This window comes from Stenotrophomonas sp. SBJS02, from assembly GCF_020428325.2.
GTDB classification, from domain to species: Bacteria; Pseudomonadota; Gammaproteobacteria; order Xanthomonadales; family Xanthomonadaceae; genus Stenotrophomonas; species Stenotrophomonas africana.
Map to the genome: position 1 here is coordinate 2611323 of NZ_CP109812.1, position 15279 is coordinate 2626601.

Here is a 15279-nt window from a genome sequence, read left to right on the forward strand (position 1 = left end):
CCGGATGCCACCCCGCAACACGGAACGCCGCCCATGACGACCGACACCTTCACCTTCAGCATCACGCGCATCCCCTTCAACGAGGACTACCAGCCCGCCGATGGCACGCGCATCACCACCAATTTCGCCAACCTGGCCCGCGGCGCGGCGCGCCAGGAAAACCTGCGCAACACGATCAGCATGATCAACAATCGCTTCAACGATCTGGCGCACTGGGACAACCCCAGCGCGGATCGTTACGCGGTCGAGCTGGACATCATCTCGGTGGAGATGCACATCGACGGTGCCGATGGCAGTGATCCGTTCCCGCTGATCGAGGTGTTGCGACCGACCATCGTCGACACCCGCACCGGTGCGCGTACCGAAGGCATCGTCGGCAACAATTTCTCGTCCTACGTGCGTGACTATGACTTCAGCGTGGTGCTGCCGGCCAGCAACGAGGGCAAGGCCACCTTCGGCATTCCGGAGGGATTTGGCGACCTGCACGGCAAGCTGTTCAAGCATTTCCTGGAGTCTGACGCCTACCGCGCCAACTTCAGCAAGGGGCCGGTGATCTGCATCAGCGTTTCCAGCAGCAAGACCTATCACCGCACCGAGAACCATCACCCGATCCTGGGCGTGGAATACCGCCAGGGCGAGTTCTCACCCACTGACCAGTACTTCGACAAGATGGGCCTGCAGGTGCGCTATTTCATGCCGCCGGGCAGCGTAGCGCCGCTGGCGTTCTACTTCCAGGGCGATCTGCTGGGGGATTACTCGAACCTGGAACTGATCGGCACCATCAGCACCATGGAAGCCTTCCAGAAGATCTATCGCCCGGAGATCTACAACGCCAACTCCGTGGCCGGCAAGGTCTACCAGCCCAGCCTGAAGCATCAGGACTATTCGTCCACCCGCATCGTCTACGACCGCGAAGAGCGCAGCCAGCTGGCGGTCAAGCAGGGCAAGTTCACCGAAGAGCACTTCATCAAGCCGTACCGCGCCGTGCTTGAGCAGTGGGCTGCCCGCTGATCCATCGATTTCCCATTCGCCCCCAGGAAACAAGACGCAATGTCGACGAAGAAACTGCTTCCCACCTCCACCGCAGGCAGCTTGCCCAAGCCATCATGGCTGGCCGAGCCCGAGAAGCTCTGGTCACCTTGGAAGCTGCAGGACGACGGCCTGATTGAAGGCAAGCAGGATGCACTGCGCCTGTCCCTGCAGGAACAGCAGCACGCCGGCATCGATATCGTCAGCGACGGCGAGCAGACCCGGCAGCATTTCGTCACCACCTTCATCGAGCACCTCAGCGGTGTCGATTTCGAGAAGCGCGAAACGGTCCGCATCCGCAACCGCTACGATGCAAGCGTGCCGACCGTGGTTGGCGCCGTCAGCCGCCCGAAACCAGTGTTCGTCGAGGATGCGAAGTTCCTGCGCCGGCAGACCACGCAGCCGATCAAGTGGGCACTGCCCGGCCCGATGACCATGATCGACACGCTGTATGACGCCCACTACAAGAGCCGTGAGAAGCTGGCCTGGGAATTCGCGAAGATCCTCAACGAGGAAGCGAAGGAGCTGGAAGCTGCCGGTGTCGACATCATCCAGTTCGACGAGCCCGCCTTCAACGTGTTCTTCGACGAAGTGAACGACTGGGGCGTGGCCGCGCTGGAGCGTGCGGTTGAGGGCCTGAAGTGCCAAACGGCGGTGCACATCTGCTACGGCTATGGCATCAAGGCCAACACCGACTGGAAGCAGACACTGGGCTCGGAATGGCGACAGTATGAAGAATCGTTCCCCAAGCTGCAGACCTCAAGCCTCGACATCATCTCGCTGGAATGCCAGAACTCGCACGTACCGATCGACCTGATCGAACTGGTGCGCGGCAAGAAGGTGATGGTGGGCGCCATCGACGTGGCCTCCAATACGGTGGAAACGCCGGAAGAGGTGGCCAACACCCTGCGCAAGGCGCTGCAGTTCGTGGATGCCGACAAGCTCTACCCGAGCACCAACTGCGGCATGGCACCACTGCCGCGCGAGGTGGCGCGCGGCAAGCTGCGTGCGCTCAGCGAAGGGGCCCGGATCGTGCGTGAGGAGCTCTCGGCGTAGTCCTGGCTGGGGATGTGTTCCCGTTTCGGCGCGGGGAGGATGGAACCTGGCCGGGTACAGACCAGGTTCCACCTCGTCCCTGCACCTCGGGCCTGGCGGCCATCATGCGCGGCCTTGGTGCCAGCGCTTCCTTGATCCGCCCCATCTCCCCTGCCCCGGCTTCAGCCAGGCGCCGGGCCTGCTGCCGCTGCTCCCGCGTCAGCAGCTGCGAGGGCACGGCGCCCGCGCCGGGCGCAACAGCCACCAACCGCGCCACCGCATCGCGCAGAGGCAACTGCGGGCAGAGCCGTGCAGCACACCAGCGCTCGGCGTAGCGCTTGGCCTGACGGGTGCTGGTGGCGGACACGACCTTGGCCTGTGACATCTTGCGTGCGTCCAGGTACAGGCGGAACCCGAGCGCGGCATGCGGCACGATACGGGCCACCGAACGGCCGTTCCACCACAGATCCCAGCGCTCGCCGCTCTGCACCCACCCGGATGGCCGGGAGGCGGTCATGCACGCAGGGAATTTGAACGAAGAAGAGGCCATGGCGGGAAGGATACGAACACCCGTCGCATGACTTGAGACCGGGCGAACACCTGCGCGGAAGGCTGCCCGGATGCACCATTAACGTGACGCGTCACGCTCGATGATGCTTTCGATCCAGTTGAGGTAGCGGGACACGCGGACGTTGTAAACCACCTGGCCATAGAAGCCCGCCTCTAGCGCATGCTCGGGAACGGCGGTGATCCAGGAGCCGAGGCCCAATCGCGTTGCAGGCTCGCCGCAGCGTCGTACGATGCGACCCGCCGGGCGCCAGCCCCACGGCACCGTTGCCGGTGGCGCCTTTCCCTATCAGGGAGGCGACCTGCGTGACCTCGTCGGCGCCACGGTAGAGTGCGACCGGCGGCACACCGCTCACCGGGGCGGCAAGTCTGATCAGTGCAATGTCGTCCGACGCTGCCAGAAACGCATGGATTTTCGATGCGCTCCCGGTTGCCATCGCTTCCTTGCCCAGCGCCTCGGGCATCCTCCGGTAGCCGGGGTGCAGGAAGACACGCTCGACGCCGTAGCCCTTCCCATCGATGGTGATCGTGGCATCCATCCCCTCCATCGGCGCGGCATGCGCGGCAGTCAGCACCCACTGCGGTGCGATCAGGACGCCGTGCCCCTCGCCCGGCATGTCTGCAAGTGCCGGGAACACCGATGCGTCGATCCGGTACCTGGCATCGTCAACATCATCGCGGATGACCACGGCACCGGCGGCGAACGGGAGCGTGGCCAATGCCAGGAAAATCCAGCGGTTCATGATTGCTTTCATCCTTGCAGTTCAATCACAACAGCCTAGGGGATATCCCTGCAATACGGGGAGATCGTGCGACCACTCCCGGCGATGGCCGACGAACCCGGGGAAACGGGAGTTGAAGCCAGGTGGGCCATGCCCTACCTGCGGCCCCGATAGGGTTCGCAGCCCACGCCGTCATTGTCACGATCGAGGTGCGGGCCATACCCCGGATCACCACGCCGTACCGGCGCAACCCCGGCGGCGCGGGCCTCCGCGCAGTTGGCAAATGCCCGGGAACCGCGCGCGGGGGCGGGGGCGAAACTGCTGCGCGGAGTGTCGACGTATCGAGGGGCGGCTGGAGCGCCTCGATGGCAGTGATACTCACCCGTTTTCCGGTTGGTGTGGCAACCCTGCTTGTCGAGCCCGCCCGGATGCGCGAGCGCATTGGCGGACAGTGCCAGTGCGAGCATGCCGGATGCAGCCAATACGATGGAATCTCGGCGCCGGGTATCCATGCCTTCCCCCTGTCAGGCAATCCTGCCAAAGGGAAGGCTAGCATGGTGTCTCGACCGCCAGGCTTGACGCTGCAGCGGCGACCACTCAGCGCTGGTAGTCCTTCAGGAACAGCCAGGTGATCAGCGTGGCATCCGGCCCCTTCGGGTCGGTGAATGGCAGGCCCGACTGGCTGCCGCTCCAGGCATGCCCCATGCCCTGCACCACATAGTGCTGGACCAGCGTCCTGCCGCCGTACGCGTAGGTGTCGACGGTATACGCGCGGCCGCCCGGCACCTGGCCGTGATAGGTGCTGGTCGGCACGTACTTCACCGAATCGTTGTCCATGCCGTCGTCGGCCAGGTCATTGGTCTGCAGGAACTGGCGCACGGCCTGCTGCCCGTTCACCGGGTTGACGGTGAGGTCGGCGCTGCCATGGAACACCAGCACCGGCAGCGGTCGCGGCGACGGCGAACCCGAACACTGCCATGCCAGGCGACCGTTGCTGTCCGGCGAGTAGATGCTGCCAGCCAACAGTGCGTAGGCGCTACCGGAAATCGTGGTCGCGCCCTTGAACATGCCACCGGAATGGATGGCACCTGCGGCGAACACGTCCGAATAGCAGCCCAGCATGATCGAGGTCATCGCGCCGCCCGCCGAAATGCCGGTGACGTACACGCGATGCGGATCAACGCTGTAAGCCGCCTTCACCTTTTCCACGATGCCGGCCAGGAGCGAGGGCTCGCCACTGTCGCGTGCCTGGTTGATCGGCAGCTGCCAGTTCCAGCAGCGGGCCGGATTGGAGGTGACGTTCTGCCGCGGGTAGACCACGATGAAGCCTTCGGTGTCGGCCACATCGTTGAAGCCCGAGGCCTCGCCCATCAGGTTCGGCCCGGTCACGCAGCCGTGCAGCACCAGCAGCAGAGGCAGCGGTTGTGTGTCGTCGTAGCCGGCGGGCACCCACACCTGGTATTCGCGGGCGCCGAACAGATTTCCGTACAGGCCAATGTCCCAATGCCCGGCCGGCCTGCGGCAACGGCGCTGCCCGCCATCGCCAGCCAACTGCACAGTATCAGCAGTACAACCTTGATCGAATCGATTCCGGATTTCATGGCCAGATCCTCATGCGTGAGTCGTGGATGAAGGGGTACCGGGATGCGCTTCCGGCTGGGGGCGCGCCCAGTATCCGCATCCGGCGGCCGCTGCCGACTGGACCTAGGTCCACTCGCCGCTGCCCGATGACACCGCTAGCCTTGGCTGCAGGGGTGGCAATGGGCCATCTGCCTGGGGGAGGACCGAATGAAACGGAATTGTTTGAGTCTCATGATCGGCGCGCTGCTGGCCTCCGGGCCGGTACTGGCACAGGAAGCGCCCCAGGCCACGCCGACGGTGGGCAGGACTGCATCACCCACCAACCTGGACAGCATCAAGGTCACCGCACGCAAGCGCGAGGAAACCCTGCAGGAGGTGCCGGTTGCCGTCACTGCGTTTACCTCCGAGGCGCTGGACAAGATGAATGTCCAGGACATCAGCGACCTGGATGCGCAGGTGCCCAACCTGACCATCTACGCTGCCCGCGGCGCCAGCAGCACGGTCACCGCCTACATCCGTGGCATCGGCCAGTCCGATCCCACCTGGGGCGCCGATCCGGGCGTGGGCATCTACCTGGACGACGTCTATATCGCGCGTCCGCAGGGTGCGCTGCTGGATGTGTTCGATGTCTCGCGCATCGAGGTGCTCCGCGGCCCACAGGGCACGCTGTATGGCAAGAACACCATCGGCGGCGCGATCAAGTACATCTCGCGCGGCCTGCCCACCCAGACCGAGGGCTTCGCCCAGATCACCGTGGGCAACTACAGCCAGCTGGATGCGAAGGCGGCCATCGGTGGCCCGATCGGCGGTGCCGACAGCGGCCTGCGCGCCCGTGTGGCGGTGGCCAGCATGAACCACGACGGGTTTGGCGAGAACACCTTCAACGGCCAGCCGGTCAGCGACAAGCAGATTAACGCGGCACGCCTGAACCTGGGCGCGTATGCGGGCGATGACTTCGACGTGCAGTTCGCACTGGACTGGATCGACGATCAGTCCGGCATGCGCGGCTCGAAGATGCTGGCGCCCAATCCGTTCCTGCGCGCCTACCCGCCGATGGACAGCCGCTATGACATCCGATCGGGCATGCGCAACCTCAACAACGTGGAGAGCAAGGGCGCCTCGGCCACGGTGAACTGGCGGCCGAACGAAGACATCGCACTGAAGTACGTGATCGCCAAGCGTGAATCGGACAGCGAGGCCAACATCGACTTCGATACCGCGCCGGTCAAGCTCGCCGACGTGGGTGGCACCTACCACGACGACCAGGTCAGCAACGAAGTGCAGGTGAACTACGATGCCGGCGGCCGGATGCGCGGCGTGGTCGGCCTGTACCAGTTCAGCGGCGAAGCTGGCGGGCAGATCCAGAACAACTACTTCAGTGCGCAGTTCGCCGACAACCAGGGCAAGGTGCTGACCGACAGCATCGCGCTGTACGCGGACTGGACCTTCGACCTGACCAGCAGACTGAAGCTCGATGTCGGCGCCCGCTACACCGACGAGGACAAGCGCGCGATCGTGCTGAACCGCCTCTACGCCGACCCGGGCTTCAGCCGGCCGGTGGCGGTGACCGCCGATTTCGACAAGAAGACCAACTTCAAGAACGTCTCGCCCAAGGTCTCGCTGGACTACCAGATCACCCCGGACATCATGGTCTATGGCCTGGCGACGCGTGGCTTCAAGTCCGGTGGCTACAACATCCGTGCCAACGCGGTGGCGGTACCGCGCTCGGCGGAGCCGTTCGATGACGAGACCGTGGACAGCTACGAAGTCGGCAGCAAGATGGCCTTCCTAGACCAGCGCCTGTTCCTGAACCTGTCGGCGTTCTACAACAAGTACAAGGACATCCAGCTGTCGGTGTTCACCGGTCTGGATACCAACGGCGATGGCATCGACGATTCCTTCTTCGGCGACTTCACCAACGCCGGCGCCGGCACCGTCAAAGGCCTGGAAGTCGAGTATCAGTACCTGCCCAGCCAGCACTGGCTGATTTCCGGCAACCTGGCATGGCTGGATACCAAGTACGACGAGTACATGGACCGCGGCATCAACGTGGCCAGGCAGATGAAGTTCACCAATGCCCCGGAATTCTCTGGTGCGTTCAACGTGGAATACCGCACCGACCTGGCCAACGGCAGCAACCTGTCGGCACGGGTGAGCTACAGTTACCAGAGCGAAGTGTGGCCGACCACCGACCTCAGCCCGGTGATCCGACAGCAGGGTTACGGGCTGGTCAATGCCGGCGTCATCTGGCGCTTGGATGACGCGTGGACCTTCTCGCTGCAAGGCACCAACCTGGCCGACAAGGAATACCGCACCACCGGCTACAACATCCCGGCGGTCGGCACGCTGATTGGCTTCTATGGCCCACCACGCGAATATAGCCTCAGCGTCCGTTACGATTTCTAGCGCATCCGTTACGATCTTCAGGAAGCTTCTGCATGACGCAGTCTTACGACGACCTGTACTGGAACAGCAATGATGGATTGCGCCTGCATGCGCGCGACCATGCACCCGATGCGGGGCAGGCAGCGCGTGGCACAGTGGTCTGCATTCCAGGACTGACCCGCAATGGTGCCGATTTCGATGCGCTTGCCAATGTACTCACCGCCGAGGGCTGGCGCGTGATCGCGGTCGACCTGCGTGGTCGTGCAGGCTCGGAACGCGCATATGACCCGTCCAGCTACAACCCGCGTGCCTATGCGGATGACATGGTTGCGTTGCTGCGCTCGCAGAACGTCGACAAGGCGGTGTTCATCGGCACCTCGCTGGGCGTGCTGGTGACCATCACCCTCGCCTCGCGCGCGCCCGGGCGGATTTCCGGGGCGGTGCTCAACGATGCCGGCCCCAAGGTGCCACGCGAGGCGCTGGCACGGATCGGCAAGTACGCCGGCAAGCCGGCCCCGCCGATGGACCTGGTGCAGGCCACGGCCTACGTGGAATCCATCGGCAAGGCTGCGTTCCCGCGCTTCAGCACCGACGACTGGCGGCAGATGGCGGTGCGCACCTTCCGCCCGCGCAGCGATGGCCTGCTGGAACTGGACTACGACCCGGCAGTGATCCGTACTACCCGGCCATGGTTGCTGTGGCTGTTGCGTCCGCTGCTGTGGCGTGCGGTCCGCGGGTTGACCGCACGGGTGCCGGTGCTGGTGGTGCGCGGCGCGCTGTCCGACATTCTGCCGGCAGATGTCGCCCGGCAGATGGCGGCCACCTCGGAGAGCGCCCGCCTGGTGGAAGTGCCCGATGTGGGGCACGCACCGATGCTGTCCGAGCCTGAGGCACGTAACGCGATCCTGGCCTTGCTGGAGCGGGTGGCGTGAGTACGGACAGCGGGCTGCCTCCTGCCGTGCAGGCGTTGCAGCAGTGGGCGGTCAGCGAGCGGTTGAGTGGCGTGACCTGCGTGGACCAGTCACGCATCGATGCCTTTGCCAACGCTACTGGTGACCACAACTGGATCCATGTCGATCCGGCGCGGGCGCAGGCACAGATGCCGGGCGGGCGTACCATCGCACACGGCTTCCTGTTGCTCTCGCTGACGGTGGAGGACGATGTGGCCGCCCTCGCCGGCTTCCCCGGCATCGCACACGTGCTCAACTACGGCTTGAACAAGGTCCGCTTCCTGGCGCCGGTGCCGAGCGGGTCCGAGGTGCGGGTACGCTCGCAGCTGGTGTCACTGGATGCGCGCCTGCCCGGCCAGTGGCTACTGACCCAGCGCAAGGCCGTCGAGCGGGTTGCCGATGGCGAGCTGGCACTGGTCGCCGAGCAGCTGTCACTGATCGTGAGCGCCTCCTAGCACCACCCTGCCCGGTTCTCTCCCTACACTGGAGCGATGTTGACGCCCTCCATCGTCCTCTTCGCCTGCATTGCATGGACCGCACTGCTGTTTGGCGTGGCGCTCTGGGGCGAGCGCCGGGGGCACCGGCTTTCGAACGTGTGGCCGCTCATCTATGCGCTGTCGCTGGCCGTGCACTGCACCGCGTGGACCTACTACGGTGCGGCCTCGCAGGGGCTGCAATGGGGTTTCCCCATTCCACCGACCCTGGCCGGCATGGCGCTGATCTTCGCGTTGGGCCTGCCGTTCCTGCTCCGCCTCGGGCGGCTGGCCAAGCAGCACAACAGTGCCACCATCGCCGATCTGGTCGTTGGACGACTGCGTGCCGATCGCGGCATCGGCTTCACCATCACCCTGGTGGCGCTGTTCGGCATCATTCCCTACATCGCACTGCAGCTGAAAGCCGTCAGCCAGGGGCTGGGTGCCCTGCTGGGTGATCGGTTCGCGCCTGCCGGTGCGCAGCTGGACATGTCGTTCTGGTTCGCGCTGACGATGGCCGCGTTCACCCTGCTGTTCGGTGCACGCAAGGCCTCGGCTACCGAGCCCAACCGCGGCATCGTGGTCGCGCTGGGCCTGGAATCGGTGCTGAAACTGGTCGCACTGCTGGCCATTGGCCTGTATGCGGCGCTGTCCGTGCACAAAGCCGGCACGCCGCTGCTGGAGAAGATGGCGCAACTGCCGCCACCGGCCATCGTGCCGGACTATCTCACCATGGTCGCGCTGGGGGCGATCTCCGCGTTCACCCTGCCTCACCAGTTCCACGTCGGCGTGGTCGAGCTTCGCCAGACATCGGACCTGAAGACGGCACGCTGGATGTTCCCGGTCTACCTGCTGCTGATCGGTCTGCCGTCGGTGCCGATGGCATTGGCCGGTGCCGCGCAGCTGCCGGCCTCGGTATCACCGGACCTGTACGTGCTGGCGCTGCCGCAGGCCGGTGGCCATCATCTGCTGGCGCTGCTGGCCTATCTGGGCAGCCTGAGCGCGGCCACCGGCATGATGATCCTGTCCGGGCTGACCCTGTCGATCATGCTTGGCAACCACGGATTCGGTTCGCGCCTGCTCGGCGGCATCGAGGGTGGCGTGGCCAACGCCGATCTGCGCCCGCGCGTGCTGGCGTTCCGCCGTGCCGGCATCCTCGCCGTGTTCCTGATGTCGTGGCTGTACAGCCGCGCGATGAGCGACACCGAGGCACTCAGCGATTTCGGCCTGATGTCCTTCACCGCCCTCTCGCAGCTGGCACCGGCTGTGCTGCTGGCGGTGTATCGCCCACGTACGCCCTCCGCGGCCATCATGGCCGGCATCGTGCTGGGCTCGTTGGCCTGGCTGTGGCTGGTACTGCTGCCGATGGTGATCCCGGCCGCGACGCCGTCGGTCGACGCCGACGGGCTGCATTGGTTGTCGGTGGTCTCGCTGCGCGTGCAGCCGGGCCATATCGCCATCAGCATGGGGGCCAGCCTGGCGGTCAACCTGCTGGCCGTGGCCCTGGTGTCGCGGGCCGTGCGTCCGTCCTTGCCGCGGAGGCGGGATGCGGTGGCTGCGGCGTCCCTGCGCAGGACCGCCGGACGCTTCCTTGGCCAGGAGCGTGCGCGCCAGCTGCTGGAGGCCACGCCGGGCAGATGCTGGATGACGACCGGGTCACCGCCGTCGAGCGTGAGCTGACGGCCGTGGTCGGCGCAGGCATGGCACGGCTGTTGGTCGAAGCCGCACGCGAGGGCGGCGCCGCGCCGCTGGACGCGGTGACCCGCGCCGTCGGCGAGGCCACTCAGGTGCTGCGCTTCAACCAGCGCCTGCTGGAAGCTGCGCTGGAGAACATGAGCCAGGGCATCAGCGTGGTCGATGCGCAGCTGCAGCTGGTGGCCTGGAACAGCCGCTACGCCGCGCTGTTCAAGTTCCCGCCGGAGCTGCTGCAGGTCGGGCAGCCGGTGGTCAACCTCACGGCATGGGCACTGGGACAGCTGAAGATCGGCGACGGCCCTGGCGACACGCCGACCAAGGCATTGCAGCGCCGCGTCGCGCATATGCGCCGTGGCACGCCACACCTGTCCGAACGGATCTTCCCCGATGACACCATCGTCGAGATCCGCGGCAATCCGATGCCGGGCGGTGGCTATGTAGCCACCTTCACCGATGTCACGGCGTTCCGACGCACGGAAGATGCGCTCAAGCGCAGTAATGAGAATCTGGAACGCCGGGTACAGGACCGCACCGCGCAGCTGCAGCAGGCGGTACAGGAGGCCGAGCGTGCGAACGTGGCCAAGACCCGCTTCCTGACCGCCGTCGGCCACGATCTGATCCAGCCACTGCATGCGGCGCAGCTGCTGACCGAGGCGATGTCGCAGCACATCGAATCAGAATTCCTCGACAGTTTCCTGCGCCAGATCCGGGGTGCGCTGGATTCCACCGATGACCTGCTGTCCGGCCTGCTGGACATCTCGCGGCTGGAAGCCGGTGGGCTGGTGGCCGACCCGCGTCCCTTGGCCCTGTCCACCGTGCTGGATCCGCTTGCGCAGGAGTTTGCTGTACTGGCGGCGGCGCGCGGCCTGCAGTTCCGTTACGTGCGGACCCAGGCATGGGTGCACAGTGACCCGCTGCTGCTGCGCCGTGTGCTGCAGAACTTCCTGGCCAATGCCATTCGCTACACCGAACGCGGGGGCGTGTTGCTGGGCGCGCGTCGCCGAGGGCAGACACTGCTTGTTGGCGTGCATGACACCGGGCCCGGTATCGCGCGCGAGCAGCAGGCGATCGTGTTCGAAGAATTCCACCGCGGCGACCGCAGCAACGGCCAGGGGCTCGGCCTGGGCCTGGCCATCGCACACCGCATCGCCGGCCTGCTGCATGCACCGCTGCACCTGCGCAGCGTGCTCGATCACGGCTCGACTTTCTCGATCAGCGTGCAACGCGCAGCACGACCTGCGACCCCGAGGAATTCACCACCGACTGGCGGCAGCAGTGCCCTCAAGGGTATCTGCGTACTGGTGGTCGACAATGACCCGGACGCACTGGACGCGATGCGGCAACTGCTGCTTTCCTGGGGGTGCGATGTCATCGCGGCAGGCAACGCCGACGCCATCGGGCCCTCAGCGCACGACGCGGCGCTGTGGCTGTTCGACTACCACCTGGATGACGGCGATACCGGCGTGGCGCTCTGGCAGCGTTTGGTCACCGAGCATGGGCCACGGCCGACGGTGATCCTCAGCGCGGATACCGGCAGCGATACGCGCGAGGCGGTGCGCGGCGTTGGGCTGTCCCTGCTCAACAAGCCGTTCAAGCCCTTGGCGCTGCGCTGGGCGATCAACCACCTGCTGGCGGCCACTGCCACGCGCTGACCGTTCAGGGCTCGGGCAGCTCTTCGATCTGCCGGGACGGATCGGCCAACCCCATTTCGTGCAGCACGCGGATGGCCTGCGCGCGGTTGCGTACACCCAGGCGCTCCATGATGCGTGTCATGTGCGCCTTGACCGTGCGCAGCTGTACGCCCAGGCGGTCGGCAATCTGCTTGTTGAGCAGGCCCTCGGCCACCAGCCCCAGCACCTTGTACTGATGTGCCGACAGGCTGGCCAGGCGCGCGGCGAGGTCGGCATCCCTGGTGAACGGAGCCACCCGCGCCACCGGCTCGCGCAGCAGTGCCGGTATCCAGCGTTCGCCCTCCAGCACGGACTGCAGCGCGGACTGCAGCTCGTTCAAACCCGAGCTCTTGGGCAGGTAGCCCGCGGCGCCGAGGTCGATGGCGCGCCGGATCACCTGCGGCTCCTCGTTGGCGGAGACGATGATGATCGCCAGGCCCGGCTGCAGCGCACGGATCGTGGCCAGCCCGGCCAACCCGTGGTTGCCCGGCATGTGCAGGTCCAGCAGCATCAGGTCGATCGACTGGTTCTCGATCACCTCCAGCACGCCGTCCAGCGAATCAGCCTCGCTGATCTGCAGATCGGCAGCCGCCTCTTCCGCTGCGCGATGCAGTGCCGCGCGGAACAAGGGGTGATCATCGGCGATGAGCAGGGTTGGCATGTCCTGGCGAGATTATCAAATCGGGTGCGCGCGGGAACAGGTACCTAGGTACGCTGGTACCGCAGGAAGGGCTTGCTAGTGTGGTGCGGAGAAGGCCGGCGACCGCAACGCCGCCCACGAGGAAATGCCATGTCATCCGCCCCCACTCCCGATGCCCATGCCTATCCACTGCTGATAAAGCAGCTGCTGCTGATGCCGCTGGCGGTGAGCCCTGGACAGGAAATCGTCTACGGCGACCAGGTCCGATTCGATTACCGCACCCTGCAGGCGCGCATCGGCCAGCTGGCCGGCCTGTTGACCTCGATGGGCGTCAGCCACGGCGACACGGTGGCGGTGATGGACTGGGACAGCAACCGCTATCTGGAGGCCTACTTCGCGGTGCCGATGATCGGTGCGGTGCTGATGATGGTGAACGTGCGCTTGGCCCCCGAGCAGATTGCGTACACGCTGAACCACAGCGGCGCGCGGGTGATCCTGGCCAACCGCGAGTTCCTGCCGCTGCTGGATGCCATCGACGAGCAGCTGCCGGACCTGCGCACGCGCATCCTGCTGGACGATGCCGGTGGCCCGCTGCCGCCAGGCTTCGCCACCGAGTACGAAGCGGGGTTGCGCGGTGCCACGCCGGTCGTCCGCTTCCCGGACTTCGACGAGAATGCCCGTGCCACGGTGTTCTACACCACTGGAACCACCGGGTTGCCCAAGGGGGTCTATTTCAGCCACCGGCAGCTGGTGCTGCATTCGCTGGCGGCGATGGCCGCGCTCGGCGGCGCACCCCGCCAGGGTCGACTGCATCGTGACGATGTCTACATGCCCCTCACCCCGATGTTCCATGTGCACGCGTGGGGCCTGCCCTACGTGGCTACCGCGATGGGCATCAGGCAGGTCTATCCGGGGCGCTACCTGCCTGCGAAGCTGCTGGCGTTGATCGCCCGCGAAAAGGTGACCTTCTCGCACTGCGTGCCAACCATCCTGCACATGCTGCTGGAGCACCCGGACGCGGCGCAGACCGACCTGGAGGGCTGGAAGGTGATCATCGGCGGTGCCGCCCTGCCCCGTGCCCTGGCACAGCGTGCACTGGCACGGGGCATCGACATCTTCGGCGGCTATGGCATGTCCGAGACCTGCCCACTGCTCACCATCGCCCAGATCGACGTGGACAGCGTGACCGATGCCGATGAGGTGCTGTCACTGCGCACCAAGGCCGGCATACCGGTGCCGCTGGTGGACCTGCGCATCGTCGACCCGGACATGGGTGATGTCGTCCACGATGGCGTCGCCACCGGCGAAGTGGTGGCGCGTGCACCTTGGCTGACCCAGGGCTACCTGCACGATCCCGAGGCTTCGGCAACGCTGTGGGCGGGCGGTTACCTGCACACCGGAGACATCGGCAACATCGACGAAGGTGGCTACCTGCGTGTCACCGATCGCATCAAGGACGTGATCAAGACCGGTGGCGAATGGATCTCCTCGCTCGCGCTGGAAGACATCATCGCGCTGCACCCGGCGGTCAGCGAGGTCGCGGTGATCGGTATCGCCGATACGAAATGGGGTGAGCGGCCATTGCCGCTGGTGGTCAGGAAGCCGGGAAGCCATGTGGCCGAAGCGGAGATCATCGAACTGATCGCAGCACGCAGCCGCGCCGGGGATATCTCACGTTATGCGATTCCGGAGCGGGTCAATTTCGTGGATGCGATCGAGCGCACCAGCGTGGGCAAGATCAACAAGAAGAAGCTGCGTGGGTTGCATGATCCAGCGACTGACTCGGGCCGTGGGTGATCTCCGCCTGATCGCCGAGGTCAATGTTCGCACGGCAAGGTATGAAGTGGCGCCCCGGGACCATGATCTCCCGGGGCACCACTGTCCTGCAGCAGACTCGGTTCTGTTCTGCCAGCACAGGTCACCCTCAGTCGATGCAGGGTCCCTTTGCAGCGATCGCCTTATCGGACCCCTTCGCACCGATGCTGGCGGGGCCCTGGCATGCATCAAAGCTGTACTTGATCAGCTTCCACGCCCCGCTCGACCACCGGTATGTCCACGACTCGGAAGCGCCGCTCGGCAGGGTATTGGAGATCGAGATGACCTCGCCCTCCACACCACGCGCAGGCAATGGAACAGGCGGGCCCGCCGCACCGGCCAGCTTGAGGCTGCCAGCAGACTGATAGCTGTGCGAGATGGCCAGTTCACCCGTCTGCAACGCCGGCGCGTAGGCGGGCGAATTCCGTTTGATCCAATCGACGATGTAGCCGGCTTCCAGCGAATCCGACGCGTACGTGGCCTTCGCAACCACAGTGGCGGTCGCGGTGCCCGCGATCGGTCCTGCATTGACGCTTCCCCCGGGGACTCCGCTCAGTGCCAGCACCAATGGCAGCGCCGCGCTCAACAGCGAGAACTTCATACCCTGCTCCTTGTGTGTATGCAGCTTTCTCAACGGGCCGTGTATGACCCGGGGGCAGTGTAGGCATTGCGGACAGGCTGGGCATCGGCGCGGTCATGCCCATTTCTCATATCCAT

9 protein-coding genes and 3 pseudogenes are annotated in these 15279 nt (G+C 65.5%); 7 read left to right on the forward strand and 5 right to left on the reverse strand.

The features are described 5' to 3' along the window. Positions 1–33: 33 nt before the first annotated feature. Positions 34–1011: a DUF1852 domain-containing protein gene (locus tag FQS62_RS12190; protein WP_057501712.1), complete on the forward strand. Its 978-nt coding sequence runs from the start codon at positions 34–36 to the stop codon at positions 1009–1011. A gap of 39 nt (positions 1012–1050) precedes the next feature. Next, positions 1051–2085, forward strand: coding sequence for a methionine synthase (locus FQS62_RS12195; RefSeq protein WP_208043519.1), 1035 nt, complete (start codon positions 1051–1053; stop codon positions 2083–2085). Here FQS62_RS12195 and FQS62_RS12200 read toward each other — a convergent pair. The 3 genes and pseudogenes from FQS62_RS12200 to FQS62_RS12210 all read right to left on the reverse strand — a co-directional run bounded on the left by FQS62_RS12200 (position 2042) and on the right by FQS62_RS12210 (position 4954). Further along, positions 2042–2614 carry a hypothetical protein gene (locus tag FQS62_RS12200; RefSeq protein ID WP_226053474.1) on the reverse strand — a complete coding sequence of 191 codons (573 nt, stop codon included), beginning with the start codon at positions 2612–2614 and terminating at the stop codon, positions 2042–2044. The genes FQS62_RS12195 and FQS62_RS12200 overlap by 44 nt on opposite strands. A 78-nt stretch (positions 2615–2692) precedes the next feature. Continuing rightward, positions 2693–3374, reverse strand: a pseudogene (locus tag FQS62_RS12205) (trypsin-like serine protease). A gap of 576 nt (positions 3375–3950) precedes the next feature. Further along, a pseudogene (locus tag FQS62_RS12210) lies at positions 3951–4954 on the reverse strand (PHB depolymerase family esterase). A gap of 211 nt (positions 4955–5165) precedes the next feature. Between FQS62_RS12210 and FQS62_RS12215 the strand changes: the two are divergent. The 4 genes and pseudogenes from FQS62_RS12215 to FQS62_RS12230 all read left to right on the forward strand — a co-directional run bounded on the left by FQS62_RS12215 (position 5166) and on the right by FQS62_RS12230 (position 12089). Beyond that, positions 5166–7340 (forward strand): TonB-dependent receptor, encoded by a 2175-nt coding sequence (locus FQS62_RS12215; protein ID WP_049448094.1) that lies wholly within the window; start codon positions 5166–5168, stop codon positions 7338–7340. A 32-nt stretch (positions 7341–7372) separates the two neighbouring features. Then, positions 7373–8251, forward strand: coding sequence for an alpha/beta fold hydrolase (locus FQS62_RS12220; protein WP_208043518.1), 879 nt, complete (start codon positions 7373–7375; stop codon positions 8249–8251). Then, on the forward strand, positions 8248–8724 hold the full coding sequence (locus tag FQS62_RS12225; RefSeq protein ID WP_107379646.1) for a MaoC family dehydratase: 477 nt from the start codon (positions 8248–8250) through the stop codon (positions 8722–8724). The genes FQS62_RS12220 and FQS62_RS12225 overlap by 4 nt, the downstream gene beginning before the upstream one ends. Positions 8725–8760: 36 nt before the next feature. After that, a pseudogene (locus FQS62_RS12230) lies at positions 8761–12089 on the forward strand (PAS domain-containing hybrid sensor histidine kinase/response regulator). Between the two features lie 4 nt (positions 12090–12093). Here the strand turns inward: FQS62_RS12230 and FQS62_RS12235 are convergent. Further along, positions 12094–12768, reverse strand: a complete 675-nt coding sequence (locus FQS62_RS12235; protein ID WP_107379648.1) for a response regulator transcription factor — start codon at positions 12766–12768, stop codon at positions 12094–12096. Positions 12769–12897: 129 nt separating this feature from the next. Between FQS62_RS12235 and FQS62_RS12240 the strand changes: the two genes are divergently transcribed. After that, a complete protein-coding gene (locus FQS62_RS12240) occupies positions 12898–14544 on the forward strand; it encodes a fatty acid--CoA ligase (RefSeq protein ID WP_208043516.1) in 1647 nt (548 codons plus the stop codon). Between the two features lie 127 nt (positions 14545–14671). On the opposite strand, the gene FQS62_RS12245 is transcribed toward FQS62_RS12240, so the two are convergent. After that, the gene (locus FQS62_RS12245; RefSeq protein ID WP_208043515.1) at positions 14672–15163 is read right to left on the reverse strand and encodes a hypothetical protein; all 492 of its coding nucleotides are present in this window, start codon (positions 15161–15163) and stop codon (positions 14672–14674) included. Positions 15164–15279 lie beyond the last annotated feature (116 nt).